Annotated in this window: 15 protein-coding genes; 5 read left to right on the forward strand and 10 right to left on the reverse strand. The window is 33.7% G+C overall.

Going from position 1 to position 20,179, the window contains the following annotated elements:
- The first annotated feature begins 9 nt into the window (after positions 1-9).
- Complete coding sequence (locus tag AAC084_RS11500; RefSeq protein ID WP_339840331.1) at positions 10-1,266, forward strand: hypothetical protein; 1,257 nt, start codon at positions 10-12, stop codon at positions 1,264-1,266.
- A 91-nt stretch (positions 1,267-1,357) separates the two neighbouring features.
- On the forward strand, positions 1,358-2,203 hold the full coding sequence (locus AAC084_RS11505; RefSeq protein WP_339840333.1) for a DUF2911 domain-containing protein: 846 nt from the start codon (positions 1,358-1,360) through the stop codon (positions 2,201-2,203).
- Between the two features lie 72 nt (positions 2,204-2,275).
- Here AAC084_RS11505 and galK read toward each other — a convergent pair whose 3' ends face one another.
- From galK to AAC084_RS11545, 8 genes are all read right to left on the reverse strand, one after another.
- Positions 2,276-3,433: a galactokinase gene (galK, locus tag AAC084_RS11510; RefSeq protein WP_339840334.1), complete on the reverse strand. Its 1,158-nt coding sequence runs from the start codon at positions 3,431-3,433 to the stop codon at positions 2,276-2,278.
- 26 nt (positions 3,434-3,459) lie between these two features.
- Complete coding sequence (locus AAC084_RS11515; RefSeq protein WP_339840335.1) at positions 3,460-5,196, reverse strand: sodium:solute symporter; 1,737 nt, start codon at positions 5,194-5,196, stop codon at positions 3,460-3,462.
- Between the two features lie 111 nt (positions 5,197-5,307).
- On the reverse strand, positions 5,308-7,839 hold the full coding sequence (locus tag AAC084_RS11520; RefSeq protein ID WP_339840336.1) for a PIG-L family deacetylase: 2,532 nt from the start codon (positions 7,837-7,839) through the stop codon (positions 5,308-5,310).
- 80 nt (positions 7,840-7,919) lie between these two features.
- Complete coding sequence (locus AAC084_RS11525) at positions 7,920-8,498, reverse strand: mechanosensitive ion channel domain-containing protein (protein ID WP_339840337.1); 579 nt, start codon at positions 8,496-8,498, stop codon at positions 7,920-7,922.
- 4 nt (positions 8,499-8,502) lie between these two features.
- The gene (locus AAC084_RS11530) at positions 8,503-9,450 is read right to left on the reverse strand and encodes a septum formation inhibitor Maf (RefSeq protein ID WP_339840338.1); all 948 of its coding nucleotides are present in this window, start codon (positions 9,448-9,450) and stop codon (positions 8,503-8,505) included.
- A gap of 30 nt (positions 9,451-9,480) precedes the next feature.
- On the reverse strand, positions 9,481-10,068 hold the full coding sequence (locus tag AAC084_RS11535; protein WP_339840339.1) for a Maf family nucleotide pyrophosphatase: 588 nt from the start codon (positions 10,066-10,068) through the stop codon (positions 9,481-9,483).
- Positions 10,069-10,070: 2 nt separating this feature from the next.
- Positions 10,071-10,598 (reverse strand): HAD-IIIA family hydrolase, encoded by a 528-nt coding sequence (locus AAC084_RS11540; RefSeq protein ID WP_339840340.1) that lies wholly within the window; start codon positions 10,596-10,598, stop codon positions 10,071-10,073.
- Positions 10,582-11,346, reverse strand: coding sequence for a DUF2520 domain-containing protein (locus AAC084_RS11545; RefSeq protein WP_339840341.1), 765 nt, complete (start codon positions 11,344-11,346; stop codon positions 10,582-10,584). Before AAC084_RS11545 ends, AAC084_RS11540 begins: the two co-directional genes overlap by 17 nt.
- A gap of 138 nt (positions 11,347-11,484) precedes the next feature.
- Here AAC084_RS11545 and ccsA point away from each other — a divergent pair, with 138 nt between their 5' ends.
- Positions 11,485-14,670: a cytochrome c biogenesis protein CcsA gene (gene ccsA / locus AAC084_RS11550; RefSeq protein ID WP_339840490.1), complete on the forward strand. Its 3,186-nt coding sequence runs from the start codon at positions 11,485-11,487 to the stop codon at positions 14,668-14,670.
- A 1-nt stretch (position 14,671) separates the two neighbouring features.
- Here ccsA and AAC084_RS11555 read toward each other — a convergent pair whose 3' ends face one another.
- A complete protein-coding gene (locus tag AAC084_RS11555; protein ID WP_339840342.1) occupies positions 14,672-15,937 on the reverse strand; it encodes a M14 family metallopeptidase in 1,266 nt (421 codons plus the stop codon).
- 148 nt (positions 15,938-16,085) lie between these two features.
- Here AAC084_RS11555 and AAC084_RS11560 point away from each other — a divergent pair, with 148 nt between their 5' ends.
- Both AAC084_RS11560 and bshB1 read left to right on the forward strand, forming a co-directional pair.
- On the forward strand, positions 16,086-17,246 hold the full coding sequence (locus tag AAC084_RS11560; RefSeq protein WP_339840343.1) for a PLP-dependent aspartate aminotransferase family protein: 1,161 nt from the start codon (positions 16,086-16,088) through the stop codon (positions 17,244-17,246).
- Positions 17,247-17,272: 26 nt separating this feature from the next.
- Positions 17,273-17,989 carry a bacillithiol biosynthesis deacetylase BshB1 gene (bshB1, locus tag AAC084_RS11565; protein ID WP_339840344.1) on the forward strand — a complete coding sequence of 239 codons (717 nt, stop codon included), beginning with the start codon at positions 17,273-17,275 and terminating at the stop codon, positions 17,987-17,989.
- On the opposite strand, the gene AAC084_RS11570 is transcribed toward bshB1, so the two are convergent.
- Positions 17,986-20,076 carry a tetratricopeptide repeat-containing sensor histidine kinase gene (locus AAC084_RS11570; RefSeq protein WP_339840345.1) on the reverse strand — a complete coding sequence of 697 codons (2,091 nt, stop codon included), beginning with the start codon at positions 20,074-20,076 and terminating at the stop codon, positions 17,986-17,988. The two genes, bshB1 and AAC084_RS11570, sit on opposite strands and share 4 nt — an antisense overlap.
- Positions 20,077-20,179 lie beyond the last annotated feature (103 nt).

Below are 20,179 nucleotides of genomic sequence, written 5' to 3' on the forward strand. Positions count from 1 at the left end.
TTTGCATCTATGAAAGTTATTCTACAACAAATCGTACTTGTTTTTCTTTTCATTCTGTCATATCAAGTGTCTGGACAAGAGAATATACAAACCGTTGGTGAGTTGACGAATGAGATTTTTGAAACTTCGGGTTTAATTTATTTTAATGAACGCTTAGTTACCCATAATGACTCTGGTAATCAAGCTGTTTTGTATGAGTTAGATACTTTAACGCTATCTATTCAAAGAAGAGTTACCATAAGTAATGTTGACAATATTGATTGGGAAGCAATTTCTCAAGATGATGAATATATTTACATAGGTGATTTTGGTAATAATGTTGGTACACGAACTGATTTAGCAATTCATATAATAGTAAAGGAAGACTATTTGAACTCTAATATTGTTACTGCCACCACCATTAATTTCTCATACGAAGACCAACAAGACTTCATAAATAATGGAAATAGTGACTGGGATGCTGAAGCATTTTTTGTTATCGATGATAGAATAGTAATTTTGACAAAACAATGGCAGAGCCTCGGTTCTGTTGCCTATGAAATGTCTAAATTTCCGGGAACACATGTAGCGAGTAGGGTCGGAGCTTCTGAAAATATAGGATTAGTTACCGATGCAACCTATGATTCAGAATCGAATAGATTGGTTATTATTGGATACTCATCTATTTTAAGTCCATTTATTGGCATTGTAGAGCATCTTGATTTTAATTCTATTTTCGATGGATATACACAACAATCACTGGGATTAAACTTTGTTCAATCTGAAGGACTAACTCAAACAAATGCAAATAACTATTTCTTTTCTTCAGAATATTACTCGAGACAAAGCCCGACCATAGAGTCATCTTCAAGATTGTTTTCATTTCAAATTCCTGACACAGAAATTGAAAACCCAGAAGAACCAGAAGAACCTGGTAACCCTGAGGAACCGGAGGTGCCAGAAGAACCTAGTATTCCTGAAGAGCCTGAGACACCAGAAGAACCTGAGAATCCTGAACCGGAAACTCCTAATCCTGAGAATACAGAAGAAAATGACAAGCTTGTTATTTTTAAGGATAACTCTACGAATCAATATCACTATACTTTATCTACCAACAAGATAGTATATGGGCAAATAATATTTGATGTTTTAGGTAGGCAAGTTTGGAAAAACGATGGTGAGATTGGAAAGAAAGGTATTATATCGAAAAATTTGGAGACTTCGATTTATTATTTGGCATTATATCTTGAGGATGGCGTAATAGCAAAACCTTTCGCAGTCTATTAGAATAAAGGTCCTTAGGTATTTAAGAATTTATTAACATTTCTGCAGATTGTTTATAATTAGTTTTACCATTATAAACTAATCAACAAAAATTATGAACAAAGTAGTACTTTTTTTATTGGCAATTGTAGCTTCACTTACTGTTGAGGCACAAATAAATACACCTGCCCCAAGTCCATCTGCTAAATTGATGCAAACTGTGGGCTTAACAGAGGTGATGATAGATTATTCTAGACCTAACATGAGAGGTAGAGAAGTATATGGTAACCTAGTTCCTTTCGATAAATTATGGAGAACTGGTGCAAATGCATACACTAAAATTACTTTTGATACCGATGTAACTATTGGTGGTAAAGAAGTAAAAGCCGGCACTTATTCAATATTCACAAAACCAGGAGCTTCTAATTGGGAAGTTTTCTTTTACACAGATATCGTTGGTGGTGGTACGCCAAGCAAGTGGGAAGAAAGTAAAGTAGTCGCAAGTTTATCTGTACCTGTTTATAAAATGGATATGCCAGTTGAAACTTTTACTATAACGGTTGACGACGTAATGAGCAATGGTGCGAGTATCGGAATTATTTGGGAGAATACTTATGTAGCTGTTCCTTTCACTGTGCCTACAGACGCTACGGTTATGCAAAGTATTGATAAAGCTTTAAACGGACCTACAGCTGATGATTATTATGCAGCTGCAGTTTATTATTCAAGTGAAGGTAAGGATATTAACAAAGCTAAAGAATGGATGGGCAAAGCAATATCAATGACTGAAAAACCAGCATTTTGGCAGTTTAGACAACAATCTTTAATTTTAGCAAAAGCAGGTGATAAAAAGGGAGCCATTGAGGCTGCTAAAAAATCATTAGCAGGTGCTACTGAAGCAGGTAACAATGATTATATTAAAATGAACAATGATTCATTAAAAGAGTGGGGTTCTAAGTAATTAGTAACCTTTAGATATATGAAAAGTCCGTGTATAATTTATACACGGACTTTTTTTGTAAAAAAATAAATATTATGAAAATACTTTAACACCATCATCAATAGCTAAATGGTAATACTCGGCTTCGATATTAGTTTCTTTTTTATAAGCTTCTAGTAATGAAGAAATGCTTGAGTCTAATTTAGTAGTCTCAATAAGGTTAATGGTACAACCTCCAAAGCCGCCACCCATCATTCTAGAGCCTAGAATACCATTTAAATCTTCTCCAATTTTTACTAGAGCATCTAATTCTGGAGTGGTTATTTCATATTGAGTTGACATTGCCCAATGACCTTCTTTCAAAATTCTTCCTACGGCTTGTGCATCGCCCTCTGTTAAGGCTTTCATCATTTGGTGTACGCGCTCATTTTCTTCGATTACGTATTTGGCCCTTTTAATATCTATAGCATCGCTATTTTCAGCAACGCTTTGTAAATCTTTTAGTGTAACATCACGAAGCGAATTAACTTCGGGCTTTAACAGTTTTACCTCTTTAACTATGTTTTCGCAAGAAATACGTCTTTTGTTATATTCTGAATCTACAGCAAGGTTGTGTTTTATATTCGAATTCACCAATACCCAACTATACCCATTCAAATTTATAGGAATATAACTATGACTTAAATCTTTACAGTCTAAGAAGAATGCATTTCCTTTTTTTCCAAAGAGAACAGCATACTGATCCATCAAACCACAATTTAGTCCGATTTTATGTTCTGCTTTTTGTGCTATTAAGGCAATATCTTCACGTGAAATTTCTTTACCTGAAATCTTTGTTAAGGCATAAATAAAACCACAACAGAGTGCAGCAGATGAGGAAAGTCCTGAGCCAATAGGAATATCACCACCAAAAACGCAATTCATCCCTTTTATAGGGTAATTTTCAGAAATAAGAATTTCTATGATTGCTTTAAAATAATTTCCCCAAAAAGAATTGAACTTTTTATGAGTACCATTTAAGGCGAATTCTATTTTCTCCGCTTGGGTGAGAAAAGCTTCTATTCTAATTGTATCATCATTGTTACCTGAAACTGCAAAGTAGATACCCTTTTCGATAGAAGCTGGTAGTACAAGACCTTCATTGTAATCGGTATGCTCACCTATAAGATTTATACGACCCGGAGCTTTAAATAAAAGTGGGTTGCTATTATAGTTCTCTTTAAAAAAAGAAATAATTGTTTTATGTACCATTAATTTTTAGGTAAAATAAACTTGTTTCATTGAACTGTAGGAAGTGGTTTTTTCAACATTCTATCAAACGCTTCAAACACAAATGAAATAAGTATTACCATTGCGGCGCCAATAAAGTTAAGCCATAAATAACCTAGTTTTTCTTGGCCAGAAGGGTATATGTGAATTAAGTAATAATAGATTATACAAATAATAATTTGAGTAACAACAGCAGCAAAGAATACGGCATTTCCTTTTATGAATTTAAAAAAGAAAGCAATTAGAAAAATGCCTAATACATTACCATAAAAGATACTGCCTATGATATTTACTAATTGTATCAAATTATCAAATAGATTGGCAACACTAGCTATGGAAATTGCCACTATACCCCATAATAGCGTAAAGTACTTTGATGCCTTAACATAATGGGCCTCAGTTAAATTACGGGTCATATTTCGCTTATATAAATCTAAAGCTGTGACGGTGCCGAGTGCATTGAGTTCAGACGCTGTGGATGACATGGCAGCAGAAAGTATTACGGCTAATAATAACCCCACCAAACCGGTCGGTAAATTATTTAGTATAAAATGGATGAAAACATAATCCTTATCATTTGTTTCTACCACATCATTTGCTTGGCTTATCAATGATTTAGCGGCAATACGATTGGTACTATCTTTTTGATTGATACGAATTATTTGTTGCTTCGCTTCTTCAACCGCAGTATATTCTTTTATTTCCAGAGCCGATGAAAATTTGTTTTGAGCAATTCTTTTTTCAGCTTCTAAAGCAACTTGTCCTTCTTGCAAAAGCTTATAATCATCTGCATAAGGCGATTTCATTACCGCTTGCGTAGCTGATGGATTAAAGTTCAATGGAGAAGGATTATACTGGTAAAATACAAATACCATAACACCGACCAATAGAATGAAAAACTGCATCGGAATTTTTAAAATGGCATTGAAAACAAGGCCTAATTGACTTTCTCTAACGGATTTACCGGATAAGTAGCGTTGTACTTGACTTTGGTCAGTGCCAAAATATGCTAGAAATAAAAACAAACCACCTGTAATACCACTCCAGAATGTATATCGGCTAGAAGTATCTAAATCGAAATTCAAAATGTCAAGTTTATTACTGGCGCCTGCTATTTTCATTGCTTTACTGAAGGTTATATCTGATGGTAGATAACCTAAAATGAAAAAGAAAGTGATGAACATACCGGTCATAATAATGAACATCTGCTGCTTTTGCGTAACGCTAACAGCTTTTGTTCCTCCCGAAACAGTATATATGATTACTAGGGTTCCTATAATAACGTTTAGGGTACGCAAATCCCAACCCAATACGGCAGAGAGAATTATAGAAGGAGCGAAAATTGTAATACCGGCGGCTAAACCTCTTTGAATTAAAAATAAAACAGCAGTTAAGGATCTAGTTTTAAGATCAAATCTATTTTCAAGAAATTCGTATGCCGTGTAGACCTTCATTTTATGGTACAACGGAACGAATACCAAACATATAATAATCATGGCAATAGGAAGGCCAAAGTAAAATTGCACAAAGCCCATTCCATCATGAAATGCTTGACCTGGTGTCGATAAAAAAGTGATTGCACTTGCTTGTGTGGCCATTACAGATAAACCAATGGTCCACCATTTAGAGTCGTTACCACCACGTACGTAATCGTCGACGTTCTTGCTTCCTTTAGTTTTCCACACTCCGTATATAACTATAAAGAGTAAGGTGCTGGCCAGAATAATCCAATCTAATCCTCCCATATTAGTTGAATGATGTCATAATGTAATAGAAAATAAGAATATATATTGTGTTGAGCACCAGTAGGATAGTGTACTCTTTTTTCCAAGTTGTGTTTTCGTCGCGTTCTGTTTTCATCCTTTTATTTTCCCTTTAACTTCCACTTTATCCTTGCCTACCGAAAGCATATTAGAGAATAATTTATAAGCTCCTGGTACACCAACAGGTAATTCTCTAAAAAAGCTAAGTCCGGTATAAATATAGTTTCCCTTTCCGTAAGGGGCAATTAATAGGCTACCTTTTGTAATTTCTTCGTCTTTATCGTGCATGCTAAGAATAGGAGTGAATTCTGAACTCCATTTATTAGGGAAATATAATCCTCGCTCCTGAACCCATCCTTTAAAATCATCTTGATTAATTTCGTTAGGAAAATTAACTAACGAATTATCTTTAGCTATAATTTCTACATCAGAATTTTCATTAGTAACACGATCTCTAGAAATTTCTAGTTCATATGGTGCTATATTTTCAAATTGATTACCCCATCTACTTGCTGTGTTATATTGCACAATAACAGTGCCACCATTTTTAGCATAATCAAGTATAAAACGTTGTTTGAATTTTAAGGCATCTACAACATTATATGCACGTATACCTAGTACAACTGCATCATATTTTGCCAATGATTCTGCTGTAATTGTAGTTGGGTCGATTATTTGAACATTGTACCCAATTTGTTCTAAACTAGTGGGTACTTCATCACCAGCACCCATAATATAGCCAATATTATCTCCTGCCTTTTGTATGTTTAGGCGTACTACTTTTGCCTCTGACGGCAGTAGTACTGTTTGGGTAGGAACATGGTCATAAGAAATAGTTACTAACTCCTTCGTAATTTCATTACCATTTAATTTAATGATAGGGGAGATAGTGTTTTCATTTTCAGAAGCTGGTGGACTTAATTTGAAATAAACTGTTTTTTCATCACCTTTCTTAGCTATAAAAAAGGGTTGAGATGTTTTGTCAACTTTCCACCCTGAACCATATTTTAATTCGATAGTCCCTGAAATACTGTCTTTATGTGCCTTTATAATTACAGGAATTCTTTTTTCAGAGGCATCAGCAAATATTAAAACCTTATCAGCAAAACTTGCAGTAGCTTCTGGTATTATTTCAAAAGGTTGATATATTTCTCCTTTTTCGGGTTTAGCATACTTATAAACTACAGCCTTAGATACTGGTATTACAACGCCATTAAAATCTAGATTAAATGTTACTTTAAAAGCTCTTGGTGTTTCTGGCTTACCTATTAAAGCGCTATTGTTTACAGTATATGTGCCAAGTGTTCCTTTTTCCATTAGCCAATACGGACTCGTAAATTCAGTAGAGGTTGGTATATTGAGACTTGCTTTTTTCTCAAATGATTCGTTATTCTTTAAAACAATATCGTTAATAGCTATATCTTGACTATTAATATAAGATGATTTTATTTTGACATTTACAGAACTTCTATTTAGAGCTTGTATTTGAATAGTAATCATCTCGCCTGGGTTCGTATACGATGTTTCTGTTGTAGCTTCTAAATACAAGCCAGATATAGCAGTTATTATATTAGTTAATTCTTTTGTCTTAAGCTCCTTCCAATGCTCATCGGTAGTTTTTTGTAGTAACTGGTATGCTTTTAATAAGGAAGGTAAATGTGTCGTTGGGTTTTTAAAATTAAAGTTAGCTTGTACCCCATAAAGAATTTCCCCAATAGCTTTACCTCCTTTTATTCTCGACCAACTAGTGTCTATTCCATCAAAAATATTGTTTTTATCTTCTGGCAAGTCACCTTTTAATAACTCAATATATTCATTTTCAGAACCTCTTGAACTTAATCTTCCAAAACCTTGGCATAAATGCTGACTACTGGCTAATGATGCTATTTCATTATTAGACATGCCCAACATTGGGTAGTAAACACCGACATCCATATTAAGCATTTTGGATTTATCGGCTTTTTTGAATTTTTCTTCACTTCCATAAAACCACCATGATGTATTGAAAAACAATCGCTTAGGTTGCCAAGTGCTAGAAGTTTTTAACTGATTAGGGTAAGCAGTTTCATCATTCGCAAGGTCAAAGGCTTCAAAACTTAACATAGCCGATGAAGTATGATGACCATGTGTGCTACCTGGAGTTCTGTGGTCAAACCTATTAATGATTACATCAGGTTTAAACTTACGAATTGCCTGTACTACATCTCCTAAAATGGCCTCTTTATTCCATATTTCTAGAGTTTCGCTAGGGTGTTTTGAATATCCAAAATCATTAGCACGTGTAAAGAATTGTTCACCACCATCAACCCGTCTAGCTGCAAGCAATTCTTGTGTTCGTAAAACGCCTAGAAGTTCACGTAATTCAGAGCCGATTAAATTTTGACCTCCATCACCTCTCGTCAATGAAAGATATCCCGTTCTGGCATTAGTGCTATTTGATAAGTATGATATTAATCTAGTATTCTCGTCATCAGGGTGGGCGGCAATGTATAAAGCGGAACCTAAAAAATTTAATTTTTCAATAGAGTGGTAGATATCTGCGGGAGAACTATTCTTTGGTGTCTGGGAAGTAATAGTATTGCATATTAACAGACAACAGGTTATTAGCCCTAATATATGGCGCATTTTTGGATGGTTTTTGTAGTAGATCCAAATATAATAAGATTAGTACCTAACAGGGCTTTTTTACGAGTTCTTTAACAAAATCACATCGTTTGTTCTTCCTCTTCCTCTGTATTGAAAAATTCACCTTGTTGATATGTAGAAATTAGAATTACGCCTTTCTGTAATACCAAGTTATTTGGATAGGTAAGAATCTCACCATTATTTCTTCTTAAATGAAGATGAAAAGCTCTAATATCTTCAATTACGAAGGTGTCTAAAGCAGCATTATTTGGGTCGATTAATTCTTTGTCTAAAATACGAATGGTGTTTCCTATTTTAAAAGGAAAAGAAAAGAAAATGATAACACCTGCTGTGATATTACTAAGAATAGACCATTGCGCGAAAAGAGCAACACCTATGACAGCAAAAACGGAAGAGAGCATAACGCCTAAATCCTGATAGTTTACACTCCAGACTAAAGTAAGTGCAACTACGGCAATTATAGTAAGTGCTATATTAATAAACTTGATAATTAAGTTGGTGCGAACAGGATTGAAATCACTGATTTTACTAACCTTTCTTACCGCTGTGGTAAAAAGAAATTTCAAAATAAGGATAACAATAAAAACAACAAGACTATAGATTAGCTCATTGTTATGATTGGCGATAAAATTTCTCATAAGATTATAATCCTAAACTGTCGCGCAAAGATAAATCCTTATTCGATTTCTGTTGCCAATAAGGTGTTGTAATCCTGTTAATTATTGTGGCAGTAGAAGTTAAAATTTTTGCATCATCTCCAAAACCATCATGAAAAGTATCTGTCCAGCTTTCAATGGTATAAGGAAATTCGTTTTGAAAATTAATTTTTAAAGTGCGTTGTAATTCAGGATAGGTGATTTCATATGAATTTAAATCTTCAACCTTAGTTAAAGAAGCAGTCGCCTTATAGGCCTTAAACTCTTTATGAGTAAGTCTTATGAATTCTAAAGAAGGAATCATAGTAATGTCACCTATAGGCAAATTAGTAGGGTTGATTCGGATTTTATTCCAAATTTCATTTTCAAGATCTGTTTTTTCTAAATGATATTCTTGGTCTGCTTCTGAACCAAAATAGGAGTGCGATATAATATCAAAATCTTCTCTATTATTTAGTTGCGCATAAACATGACCACACCACTCCTGAGAGGAAAATGAAAGTTTTAACGAATGTTGATTATCATGAACAGGATAAAAACTACTTGTCATTATAGAGTACGGGTAAATGCCTGTTATATAATTCTTTGTAGAATTTAGTTTAAGAACAGGTATGTTATCATTATCGTTCGTATCAGCCTTTACTTGTAATCCGGGCAGAAATGGTTCAGTTACATATATCATAACAGCAGTTCCTTCTCTCATTTCGCCATACCTAGCTTGTTTTAAAGTGTATGAGGTAATTTCTGCGGTTCCATTGTACCAATAATCTTTGAATTCTTGAGAAAGTTGTTTTTTAGGTTCTTTTACTTCATTTTTAGTGGTACCATTGGCTATAGCATTGTTGCTATCTTCTGATTTCCCTTTGCAAGAAGTAAATAACAGTACTATTCCGAAAATGCAATAAAGTGTTGAATTGAGTTTTATGCCTTTCATAATTACCATGTTTTTAGATTTTAATATATGTTATTTTGCCATGTTAGACAGTGTTTCATATACCAATTGGGTTGGTAGTCCTACTACATTAGTATATGACCCTTTTATTTCTTCGATACCAATTAATCCAATCCATTCTTGAATACCATAAGCTCCTGCTTTATCATAAGGCTTAAAATTTTCAATATAATATTGGATTTCCTCATGTGATAAATTTTTGAACTTAACTTCCGTTATTGAATTCAATATAATTTGTCGTTCACTTGTCGTAAAACAAACAGAAGTTATCACTTGATGCCAATCATTAGACAATTTTTTAAGCATTGATTCGGCCTCCAAGTTGTCTGCAGCTTTTGCCAAAGATTCATTTTTATACCAAACAACAGTATCTGAAGTGATTAAAATATCATTTTCTACTAGTTCATTTTTAAATACCTCTGCCTTTAATTTAGCTAGGTAATCTGATATCTCAGCAGCTTTTAATTCAGGTGGATAAATTTCTTCGACCGATTTTAATCGTACTTCAAAATCTAATTCCATTTCCTTGAAGAATTGATGTCTTCGTGGTGAGCCAGAAGCTAAAATGATCGTATAGTCTTTCAGTTTTTCTTTAAGCATAATTAATCGTTTGCAGCACTAAAATGGCTCATCCAATCGCCTCGTACTTTTAAAACTTGTTCTATAACGTCACGAACGCAACCATGACCACCATTAATATGAGATATATAGTGGCTAATGCTTTTTACTTCAGCAACGGCATTTTGAGGGCAGGTAGCCAAGGCAACCTCTTTCATAGGTGGTATATCTGGTATATCATCACCCATATATAATACGTTTTCAGCATCAATATGATAGATGTCCATATACTCTTCTAAGGCATCAATTTTATGGTGTGCACCCATATAGATGTCTGTAACACCCAATGCTTTTAATCTACTACGAACACCTTCATTAGTGCCACCCGTAATAATACAAACATTATATCCTTTATTAAGCGCAACTTTTAAAGCGTAACCATCTTTTACGCTCATTTTACGAAGCATTTCACCATCTGTAGTAATCAAAAGACTACCATCTGTGAATACACCATCAACATCAAAAACGAATGTCGTAATGTCTTTCAAATACTCCTTATAACTCTTTTCCATGTTTATGTTTAATTGCGTTGCTTAATAGGGTGTAAAGTTCCCTGTGATGTGTATTTTTAATTAATTGTAAATGGTTATGTAAGGTTTTTTGGTCCGCTCTTTTAGCTGGTCCTGTTTGTGATTCATAAGGAGTTAAATCATCTAATTTAGCTGCAGTTTCTTTAATCAAGGGTTTTAATAATTTAAAATCGACATTATTTTCTGTGCAGATTTCTTCACCGATGGTATACATGTAATTAGTGAAATTATTTACAAATACTGCGGCAATATGAAGTACTTTCCGTTGCTCTGAACTCACTTTGATAACAGTATTACTCAGTGTTTCTCCTAGTTTTTGCAATAGTTCTAAATCCTTTAGGTTCTTCGCTTCTAGACAAATTGGAATGTCCTTGAAGGAAATAATTTTACCTTTTGTAAATGTTTGAAGTGGATAGAAAATTCCTGTTCTATCATATGTACTTAAAATATCTAAAGAGGTAGCACCAGAAGTATGGACTAATATTCCTTTACAATCTTTGAATTTTTCTGCTACTAAACCAATTGAATCATCTGATACTGCTAATATATATATATCAGCAGCTGGTATTTTATTAAAATCGGTATTTATAGGTGCTTTATTCTTGACAAAAGATAAATGATTCTCGTTTCTACCTATCACTTGTTTTATCTCCACATCGGTTACTTTTTCAAAAGCCTGGAAAAGATTTTGAGCAACATTACCTGTGCCAACTATAACTACTGATATCATGTCGCAAAAATACAAAGTTTATTGAAGTACTGTTGTATTAATATTAACAGTTTATATCATGTTTTAAAGTAATAAAAGGCGCTAATAAATGATGAAAAGACCTTATTTTTGCTTCTTGAAAATCAACGCCTTTCTTCAATGACGGAAATGTTCAAAAAAATATTCTTTTCTACTCGTTTAATGTCAATTCTGTTTATTGTTTTTGCAACCGCAATGGCATTCGGTACTTTCATAGAAAGTTGGTACAGCACAGAAACTGCACGCATTTGGATTTATAATGCATTATGGTTCGAAGTCATAATGGTATTCTTTGTTATCAATTTTATTGGTAACATTTCTAGATATCGTTTGTTTCGATTAGAAAAATGGCCCGTATTAGTTCTTCACCTATCGTGGGTGTTGATTATAATCGGTGCTTTTGTAACTCGTTATATTAGTTTTGAAGGTATGATGCCAATTCGTGAAGGTAAAACGGAACAGGTTTTCTATTCGGATAAAACATTTTTAACGGTTTATGTTGATGGTGATATAGAAGGAGAACCACGTAGAAAGGTGTTAGAAGATGATTTAATTGTTACTTCAGAAGCTATAAAGTCCAACCTACCTTGGAATGAAGATTTTAATGGAGAGGATTTTAAAGTTTCTTATGTTGATTTTATCGCTGGTGCTAAAGAAGGTTTATTACCCGATACTGAAGGTAGCTATTACTTAAAAATTGTAGAAGCAGGTGATGGTCAACGTCATGAACATTATTTAGAAGATGGTAAGGTAGCTAGTATACATAATGTCTTGTTTGCGTTGAATAACAATACGGAGGGAGCTATAAATATAAAAACGACAGATTCTATTTATCAAATATATGCGCCTTTCGAAGGTAGTTATATGCGTATGGCAGACCAATTTCAAGGTGTTTTGGTGAAAGATAGCCTACAGCCATTGCAGTTACGTTCGCTGTATAATACAGCGGGTATGCAATTCGTATTGCCAGATTCCTTAACACGTGGTTCATATGGCATTGTTGAAATTCCTGAAGCCGAGAAAACTAAAATAGACCAAGATGCCATGGTTTTTGATGTGTCGGCAAATGGTGAAACCAAACAGGTTAAAGTTCTAGGAGGTAAAGGACCTTCTGATTTTAGTGATAAAATAAACGTTGGCGGACTCGATTTTATGATACGTTATGGTTCTAAAGTTCATGAATTGCCTTTCGGAATTAAACTAAATGATTTTATTGCTGAAAAATATCCAGGTACAGAAAAAGGTTATGCTTCATTTATGAGTAGGGTGACCATTGAAGATGAACGCCCTTTTGATTATGATATTTTTATGAATCACGTTTTAGACCATCAAGGGTATCGCTTTTTTCAATCGGGCTTTGATCCTGATGAAAAAGGAACTACGTTATCTGTAAACCATGATTTTTGGGGAACTTGGATAACTTACATTGGGTATTTTCTATTGTACATAGGTTTAATGGGTATTATGTTTTTTGGAAAGACACGTTTCAGAGATTTGGCTGATTCTTTAGACAAAATAAAGATAAAAAAGAAGAAGATGTTTGGCGCTGTAGCGCTTTTAATGGCATTCTCCTTTTCATCGTATGCTCAAGAGCAGCATTCTGATGATGATGGTCACGGGCATCAACCAACGCCTACTAAAATGCAAATCGATTCTTTGCTGAAAGCAAGTATGATAGGTAAAGAACATGCAGATAAATTTGGGAAACTGGTTATACAAGATGATGGTGGCCGAATGAAGCCAATTAATACCTTTTCATCAGAGTTACTTCGTAAATTAAGCCTGAAGGATACCTATTTAGAGTATAATTCTGACCAGATTTTGCTTTCTATGATGATGAACCCTGCTGTTTGGTATAACACGGAGTTCATCGCATTGGATAAAAAAGCTCAAAATGATAGTATCAGGAAAATAATTGGAATTCCATCTGGACAGGAATATGTAAAAGCAACCGATTTTTTTGATGATAAAGGACAGTATAAGTTAGAGCCTTTTTTGGTTGAAGCAACGTCTACAACCAATCCGAATAAATTTCAACAAGATTTTAAAGATGCCAATATTCGTTTGGGTTTACTGAACCAAGCATTGGGTCAAGATATCGTAAAGATTTTTCCATTATTAGATGATGAAAATAATAAATGGATTTCGGCGATAGAATATAGGGGAGGACAGTACGAAATTAGAGATTCTCTTTATGCCAACTTCGTTAAGAATGCGATGCCTTATTATCTAATGACTTTAGGTAAAGCTCAAGAAAGTGGTGATTATACACAAGCTGATAAATTACTGGCAGCGTTTGAACAGAATCAATTGAATCATGGTAGCGAGGTTTTACCTTCTAAACAGAAAGTTAATACTGAGGTAATTTATAATCGATTAGATATTTTTAATAGGTTATATAAGTACTACGCTTTTGTTGGCTTATTAATGTTTTTTACGCTTATTTTTCAAATATTTAAAGATCGCTCTATTTGGCGTGTGGCTATTTATTTCTTTAAAGGAACCATTATTATGTTCTTTTTATGGCATACAGCTGGTTTGGCGTTACGTTGGTATATTTCTGGTCATGCACCTTGGAGTGATGCGTATGAAAGTATTTTATATGTTGCTTGGTCAACCATGGGTATCGGTTTGGCTCTTGGGCGTAAGAGTGATATGACTTTTGCAGCTTCTGCCTTCGTTACTGCGATGTTGTTATGGATTGCACACCAAAGTTGGATAGATCCATCAATTGCCAATTTACAACCTGTTTTAGATAGTTACTGGCTTATGATTCACGTTGCTGTTATTGTGGGTAGTTATGGCCCATTAACCGTTGGTATGATACTGGGGCTTGTTTCTTTAATTCTAATGATTCTGACTACCAAGAAGAATAAAGAACGTATGGCAATTAATATAAAAGAATTGACCATTATAAATGAATTAGCCATTACCACTGGGTTAGTCATGTTGACTATTGGGAACTTCTTAGGAGGACAATGGGCCAATGAAAGTTGGGGTCGCTATTGGGGATGGGATCCAAAAGAAACTTGGGCGCTTATTTCAATAATGATTTATGCATTTGTGATTCACACAAGATTAGTGCCTGGTTTAAGAGGAAAATGGACTTTTAATTTTATGAGTGTCGTAGCTTTTGGTAGTATTATGATGACTTATTTCGGGGTTAACTTTTACTTGGCAGGTTTGCATAGTTACGCTAGTGGAGCACAGGTAATTACGCCTATGTTCATTTATTACCTAGTAGCAGGAGTTTTAGTTTTAGGAGGAATAAGTTATTGGCGTTATAAAGTCAATTTTGGTAAATAATTTATTCCAATAATAAATCCATAAGTTCTTCTGCAGCAACTTTACCTTTTAGCTTAAGAAAATCTCTTGGGGTATTATCGCCTAATTCAAAAACAATTGCAGGCATACCGTGGTTAACGTAAAAATAATTACGAGATACCATGGTAGGTTTTATCTCTGTTGATGGTTTTATGTTCGTATGTTTTTGCGGCAATCGTTTGGTTATATTATCAATCCAATTAAAAACAATGTCACCTTTTTTACCAATTATGGTAGAATCTATTGGGTAATAAATATCATCCCAAGTAGAATGAAAATCTGCTCCAAAGATAAATTCATATCCTTCAGCTTCCTTTTTTACAAGGAAATCTCGTACACTTTTAGTTTCGGGCTGATTAAAATCTTGCCAATCTCTATTAAGGTCTATTCCGCCCATATTATGACGCCAATTACCATTATCTACCCCATCAGGATTCATTAACGGTACTACGAACAAATCAAAATTATCTCTAAATTTTTGTGCCTTAGCTGAATCTCCAGCAAGTGTTTCTATAAAAGATTTCATGGCAAGAAAACCAGTAACTTCAGGCGGGTGTTGTCTAGAAATCACCATAACGGCCTTTTTATGAGAACCATTACTGACCTCCATTAAATTCATTGTTCTCTTCTCTCTACTTTTACCAATTTCATAAGTGGTGATATAATCTTTTGTGGATAAAGAATCAATCCATTTTTTTACTCTGGTAGACCCATAAAGTTCTTGAGCAGTAATATAGGTTGGCGTTTCGCTTATATCAACTTTTATTTCTACAAATTCTGGCGCTGCGTTAATACCAAAATCACCTTTACCTTTATTTAAGGCTGTATAGTTAGTACTATCTAAAGCTTTAAAATTCTCACCATCTGTACTTATTTTCGGGTAGTATCTACTACGAGAATCTTGATAGGTCATTTTAATGGTAATAGTTTTTGGAGTTTTTGACCAAACCTTAAAAGCATACCACGGACTCACATTAACTGGTGTGTTTTCAGCCGTAATTAAGGTTGTGTAGTGATTGTTTCCGTCTGTAGTAATACCATTTAAACGACCACTTTCAAAATCATTGCTAAAGAATATACTGTCATTTTCAAAAGACCAAATACCTTTCCATTGTTTTTGCACTGGTTTTGTCAAAGTAGAAACAATGGCACTCTTACCTTGACCTTGATATCCTGTAGCTATTGGTTGCTGATTCTTACAGGCTGTTAATAGTGTAAATATTAAAGAGATTAAAAGTAATTTTTTCATTATGATGGACTATTGTAGATAGTTGCAATTATACTGAATATATGCGTTGAATTTAAGTAATCTGTATACAAGTAAAACTATGAACAATATTTTAAATGAGCTTCTTTAATTTGTATTTCGTTACCTTTATTGTTTATAATTTTTTGGAATGAAGACACAGAATAAAGGGTTGAACACCATATGTACTCATGTTGGTGAATTAGAAGACAAACAACATCGTGGAGCAATATCTCCGCTATATATGAGTACTTCTTATGCATTTGAAGATGTAGATGTTAAGCGTTATCCAAGATATTTTAATACCCCTAATCAAGAAGGCCTTTGTAAAAAAGTGGCGGCATTAGAACATGCAGAAGCTGCTCTAATTTTTGGTAGCGGCATGGCAGCTGTAAGTACATCTTTATTTGCTTTTTTAAAAGCTGGTGACCATGTTGTATTGCAACAAACCTTATATGGTGGCACCTATAATCTTGTAAATGAAGAATTTAGTAAATATGGGATTGAGTATTCCTTTACCGAAGGATGGAAGGCTGAAGCTTTTGAATCTCAAATAAAAGAAAATACAAAGGTGATTTACATAGAAACACCTTCTAATCCGTTATTAACGATAACCGATTTAGAATCAATCGCAACGATAGCTAAGAAACATGGCTTGATTTCTATGATTGATAATACTTTTGCAAGTCCGGTTAATCAAAACCCGATTGATTTTGGTATTGATATTGTAATTCATAGTGCCACAAAATATATGGGTGGTCATTCTGATATATGTGCAGGTGCAGTTGCTTCTACTGCTGAGAATATGGAGCGTATTTTTCATTTGGCAAAAAACTTTGGTGGTAGCCTAAGTGATTATACGGTTTGGTTGTTAGAAAGAAGTATGAAGACTATGGGCATACGGGTTAAGGCACAAAACGAGAATGCGCTTACTATGGCGTATTTTTTACAGGAGAATAAGGAAATTGACAAGGTATATTACCCAGGTTTACCTACACATGAAGATCATGAAATTGCAAAAAAACAAATGAAAGGATTTGGAGGCATGCTTTCGTTCGAATTAAACTCAAGTTTAGACGCTTCACAATTTCAAAAGGAACTTAAGCTAATAAAATCATCTATGAGTTTAGCAGGTGTAGAAAGTACGGTGTTATCACCTACAAAAACTTCTCATGCTTTAATGAGCTCAGAGGTACGTGCAGAACAAGGCATTGCTGACGGATTGATTCGTTTTTCAGTTGGGATTGAGGAACCTGAGGATTTAAAACAAGATATTTTACAGGCCTTAGCGGCTATTAAAAAGAAAGCATAAGCATCATTACATACAAATTTGGAAACATGAAGTTGGATATTTTAGTTTTTGGAGCGCATCCTGATGATGCAGAACTTGGAGCAGGTGGTACTATTGCCAAAGAGGTAGCCTTAGGTAAAAAAGTTGGAATAGTTGATTTAACCCGAGGTGAGTTAGGTACAAGAGGTTCTGCGGAAATTAGGGATAAGGAATCTGCTGCTGCTGCAAAAGGTTTAGGTGTTGCGGTACGAGAAAATTTAAGATTTAGAGATGGTTTTTTTATAAATGATGAAACCCATCAATTAGAAATTATTAAAATGATTCGCAAGTACCAGCCTCATACGGTTTTGTGCAATGCTATAGATGATAGACATATCGATCACGGTAAGGGAAGCAAACTAGTTAGTGACGCATGTTTTTTAAGTGGATTAAGGCGTATTGAAACCAAAATAGGAGAGGAGAATCAAGTTGAATGGAGGCCTAAACTAGTTTACCACTACATACAATGGAAAAATTTGATACCGGATTTTGTGGTTGATATTAGTGATTATATCGAAGTTAAAACAGATGCGATTTTAGCTTATACCTCTCAATTTCATGACCCTACTAGTAATGAGCCAGAGACACCTATAAGCAGTAAAACTTTTATTGAGAGTGTACATTATAGAGCTAAAGACTTAGGCCGTTTAGTTGGTGTAGATTATGGTGAAGGGTTCACGGTTGAAAGAATGATAGCGGTAGATTCGCTAGATCATTTAATTTAGGCAGATTTTTTAATAGGCTCTATAACTCTTGGCATTGTGAAATAGAAACTCGATCCTTTACCAAGAGCACTATGTACCCATATTTTCCCTTTGTTTTTCTCTATCATTTCCTTACATAATGATAAACCTAGTCCTGTCCCTTTTTCGGCATTTGTACCGTAAGTAGTATGGTTAGAATCTTTTTGGAATATTTTACCTATGGTTTCTTCGGTCATGCCCATGCCATTGTCCTTCACGTAAATTTCGCAAGTTTTTAACTTTTGAATTGCACCAATAATAATTTGACCATTATTAGGTGTAAATTTTAAAGCATTACTTAATAAGTTTCTAATGATAATATCAATCTGATTCGTGTCAGACCAAATTTTACAATCTGCTTCAACTCGATTGATTAATTTAATAGATTTAGATTCTGCGATTTCAGATAAAAGCGCCATGTTGTCTTCAACGATTTCATCTAAGTTTGTTGTTGTAGGTCTGGTGGTAGAACCATTCATTTGGGTTTGTCCCCATGATAATAAATTATTTAAAGTGAAAGATATAGAATCGATATCTACCTTAAGTTTTGGTACAAAATCTAAAAATTCATCTTTAGTCATCTCACCTTCTTTAAATAACTTTAGAAGACCTTGAAAAGCACCTATTGGCCCTCTTAAATCGTGACCAATAATAGAAAACAACTTGTTCTTAGTTTGGTTTAACTCGTTTAGATATTCTTGCTTTTCTTCTAGATTTTTTTTATTAGAAAGTAATTCTAAATTTAATTTTTTCTGAATTCGCTCATTTCTTCGGACGATAAGAACAATAATAAAGAAGATTATTAAAATGATTATAAAGACATAGATATAGATATTATGCTTCGCCAGTGTTTTTTCATTTTGCGATATTAATTGTTGTTTTTGCTGATCATATTCCATTTTAGCTTTTAGCAAACTCAACGTTTGTTCATTACTTTTTTTTGTTAAAGACTCTGAGGTACTTTGAAATAATTCAAGGTGCCAAAGAGATTTTTCATAGTCATTTTTGTTTTTGTAAATCTTAAATAACTGATAAGCACTATTCTTAATACCAGATCGGTATTCTAGATTCTTAGATAATTGATAAGCTTCTAATGAATATATTTCTGCTATGCTGTCTTTTTTTATATTAGAATATGCTTCCGACATACCATTAAATAACCCGATTTTACCACGATCATCTTCAAGTTCTTTATGCAACAACTCACTCTGTTTAAACCAATAGAGCGCCCAAGTATTTTTTTCTTTGTTTAGATAAATATTCCCTTTAACCTCATAGCAATAAGCTAACCAATCTAAAATTTTTTCTTTTTCGAAAATAGAAATAGCGTTATTTACATTAAACATGGCATATTCCAATTCATTCATTTCTACATAAGTAGATGCTATATTACACAATGTTTCGGCCGAAAAAATTGGATCACCAATTTCTTCATTTAGAGATTTTGATCTCTTATAAAAAACCATAGCTTGGTTAAAGTCTTCATGAGAACGATATAATTGTGCTATATTATCATTTATAATCGAAAGTAAGCTTTTGAGGCCCAATTCTTCTGCAATCTCTATGGCATCTAAATAGCCTTTTAAGGCTAGTGAATAATTACCTTGATAACTATATTCTAATGATAGTTCATTAAGTGTTTCTACTTTTAAATCTTGAACTTTATTATGATCTGCTAAATTATATGCTTTTTTTAAATAAGAAATAGCCTGTTTTATTTGTCCCATATTTGAATAATATGCACCAATATTACTGTAAGAGATGATTTCTCCATTTAAAAAATGTGCTTCTTTACTTAATTTGAGACTTTCTTGGCTTAGTGCAAGTAAACTATCTGAATTTTGATATCGATATTCAGCTGCAAGCATTGTTAGATTATGAATATAGAGTGTATCCTTAGAGTAGATATTTGATGGTATACTAGTTTGATTTACCAGTCTTAATAGACTGTCTCTTTTAGTATTTTGAGCCCATAGTGACCCTGAAGAAAAACAGAATACTAATAACACAAGAAGACAGCCTCTAGTAAGGTTGCTTGATAAAATTATTCTTGAAAAATTAATATTCATTGATAAGTTCTACAAATGAAAAAGGTAAATTTAGAGTAGAACGTAGAGGATTGGCATTAATTGTTGTGAAACCTCAATTATTATGTGTTTTAACGTTTAAAAG

The sequence above is a fragment of the uncultured Maribacter sp. genome (assembly GCF_963977385.1).
Taxonomy (GTDB): Bacteria; Bacteroidota; Bacteroidia; order Flavobacteriales; family Flavobacteriaceae; genus Maribacter.

Bases quoted from the DNA above. Each gene is read 5' to 3' on its own strand.
- AAC084_RS11500 (WP_339840331.1), top strand. From the start codon at position 10: ATGAAAGTTATTCTACAACAAATCGTACTTGTTTTTCTTTTCATTCTG.
- AAC084_RS11505 (WP_339840333.1), top strand. From the start codon at position 1,358: ATGAACAAAGTAGTACTTTTTTTATTGGCAATTGTAGCTTCACTTACT.
- galK (WP_339840334.1), bottom strand. From the start codon at position 3,433: ATGGTACATAAAACAATTATTTCTTTTTTTAAAGAGAACTATAATAGC.
- AAC084_RS11515 (WP_339840335.1), bottom strand. From the start codon at position 5,196: ATGGGAGGATTAGATTGGATTATTCTGGCCAGCACCTTACTCTTTATA.
- AAC084_RS11520 (WP_339840336.1), bottom strand. From the start codon at position 7,839: ATGCGCCATATATTAGGGCTAATAACCTGTTGTCTGTTAATATGCAAT.
- AAC084_RS11525 (WP_339840337.1), bottom strand. From the start codon at position 8,498: ATGAGAAATTTTATCGCCAATCATAACAATGAGCTAATCTATAGTCTT.
- AAC084_RS11530 (WP_339840338.1), bottom strand. From the start codon at position 9,450: ATGAAAGGCATAAAACTCAATTCAACACTTTATTGCATTTTCGGAATA.
- AAC084_RS11535 (WP_339840339.1), bottom strand. From the start codon at position 10,068: ATGCTTAAAGAAAAACTGAAAGACTATACGATCATTTTAGCTTCTGGC.
- AAC084_RS11540 (WP_339840340.1), bottom strand. From the start codon at position 10,598: ATGGAAAAGAGTTATAAGGAGTATTTGAAAGACATTACGACATTCGTT.
- AAC084_RS11545 (WP_339840341.1), bottom strand. From the start codon at position 11,346: ATGATATCAGTAGTTATAGTTGGCACAGGTAATGTTGCTCAAAATCTT.
- ccsA (WP_339840490.1), top strand. From the start codon at position 11,485: ATGACGGAAATGTTCAAAAAAATATTCTTTTCTACTCGTTTAATGTCA.
- AAC084_RS11555 (WP_339840342.1), bottom strand. From the start codon at position 15,937: ATGAAAAAATTACTTTTAATCTCTTTAATATTTACACTATTAACAGCC.
- AAC084_RS11560 (WP_339840343.1), top strand. From the start codon at position 16,086: ATGAAGACACAGAATAAAGGGTTGAACACCATATGTACTCATGTTGGT.
- bshB1 (WP_339840344.1), top strand. From the start codon at position 17,273: ATGAAGTTGGATATTTTAGTTTTTGGAGCGCATCCTGATGATGCAGAA.
- AAC084_RS11570 (WP_339840345.1), bottom strand. From the start codon at position 20,076: ATGAATATTAATTTTTCAAGAATAATTTTATCAAGCAACCTTACTAGA.